We start from the raw sequence: 2,031 nt of genomic DNA, 5'->3' as shown, positions 1-2,031 counted from the left end.
TGTATTCATAAATAATATCCTTTTGTAATATATTTAAACATATTTAATTTTTAATGTCAATATTTTTAATTACTTAAAAAATCTCCTTGCTTTCTCTGGTGAAAAACGTGAAACGGCAACATCGTTTCACGCTGATAGCGTAGAAAGTATGATTTACCCTTCAATCCTTTGAATTACAAGCCTTTTACACATTATTTCGCTTGTTTGACAAAATATTTTTATGGTATAATTTAACTTGTGAGTATTGTGAGTATAATTTTACCGGGTAATTTATGGCTTATTTTTTGAAAAAATGTGTGAAAAAAGGACGTGTTTATCTGTCTATTGTCAACGGTTATCATGACCCAAAAAGAGGCCATGCTGTTCAGGTTACCTATAAGTCTTTCGGTACTGGATCCGGACTTTTGGAACAGGGAATTACTGACCCAGTGGCATACTGTGAGGAGCTTGTAAAAAAGTTAAATTTTGAAGATAACAGAAAGAAGTGCGAGGAGGTAACGGACAGAGCCCCGATAAAGTTTGGTGGCCACTTTCTTGTTAATGCAGTACTCAATAAACTCGGAGTAAAGGATTTTATTGATATTCTCTCTTTAACGACAAACTATCAGTTCAGTCTTTATGACGTGTTCTGTGCCCTGCTCTTTTCACGAATCATCAAGCCATGCAGTAAATATCAGACATTTAATGAGGTGATTCCGTATTTGGACAAACAGTATTCTTTTTCGTATGACCAGCTCCTTTCAGGATTGTCGTATTTTGGTGATAATTACGAGAAGTTTGTGGAAATCTTTACTAAACTTGTACATGAGAAATACAAGCTTGATACCTATAATGCCTACTTTGACTGTACTAATTTTTATTTTGAAATTGACCGTGAGGATGAACTGAGAAGGAAAGGACCGAGTAAAGAGAACAGGCCATTACCATTGGTTGGAATGGGACTGCTGTTAGACGGTAATCAAATACCTATAGGTCTTAAACTGTTTCCCGGAAATGAATCAGAAAAATCCAAAATAAGGGAAATCATCGAAGAACTCAGAAGAAGTAACGACATAAAGAACAGAATCGTTCAGGTCGCAGATAAAGGCTTAAACTGTGCCCGTAACATCCATTCAGCCGTTAAGGCCGGAGACGGCTACATCTTTTCAAAATCATGCAAAATGCTGCCTGAAACAGAAAAGACATGGCTGTTTAATCCTAATGACTACAGGGATATAAAGGACTCTGAAGGAAATGTACTCTACCGCATCAAAGAGTGCATTGATGACTATTATTATTCCTATGAGGACAACGGGACTAAGACTGGCTTCAAAGTAACTGAAAAACGAGTGGTTACGTATAATCCTTCACTTGCCAGAAAACAGCTTGCCGAGATAGAAAAGCTGGAAAATAAGGCCAGAGAACTTAGTTTGGCAAGAGCGGCGAAGGACGAATACGGGGAATGCAGTAAATACGTCAGCTTTAAAGGCAGGGACGGCAGTAAAGCCCGTGCCGAATTAAATCTTAAAAAATTAAAAGAAGATAAAGAGCTATGCGGATTCAACCTTATGGTTACGTCAGAGATAAAGCTTTCCGACAATGACATTTACCGCATTTACCATAATCTGTGGCGTATAGAAGAAAGCTTCAGAATTATGAAGTCGGAGCTTGATGCAAGACCGGTATATCTGCAGAAAAGCAGCACAATATTTGGTCACTTCCTTATCTGCTATATAGCAACACTCATTACCAGAATTCTGCAAATATACGAGCTGAACGACGAGGATTCATACCAGGCAATTTTTAAATTTATCAGAGATTTTCAGTTGGCTAAATGCAACGGTAAGTATGTAAATCTTCTGACAAAATCCGACTTTTTGAATAAGATTTCTGAGCTTACAAAACTACCGGTCAAATCCGCGCTTTTAACTCAGAAACAGTACGAGAAAATCATGAATTACCGATTCAAATAACTGGTATTTTTAAAAGTGAATCACGATGGCAAATTCTTTAGTAATTTTAAAAGTTCTCACAAGGATTTGGCGAAAAACT

Annotated in this window: 1 protein-coding gene; it reads left to right on the top strand. The window is 37.0% G+C overall.

Going from position 1 to position 2,031, the window contains the following annotated elements; all coding sequences use genetic code 11:
• Positions 1-296: 296 nt before the first annotated feature.
• Entirely contained in the window at positions 297-1,952 is a 1,656-nt protein-coding gene (locus QZU45_RS12355) for an IS1634 family transposase (RefSeq protein ID WP_295355729.1), read from the top strand.
• The last annotated feature ends 79 nt before the right edge of the window (positions 1,953-2,031 follow it).

This window comes from uncultured Succinivibrio sp. (assembly GCF_902756765.1).
In the GTDB taxonomy this organism is placed as follows: Bacteria; Pseudomonadota; Gammaproteobacteria; order Enterobacterales; family Succinivibrionaceae; genus Succinivibrio.
Note: the sequence above shows the minus strand (reverse complement) of the source record. Positions and strands in the feature narration are given on the sequence as shown.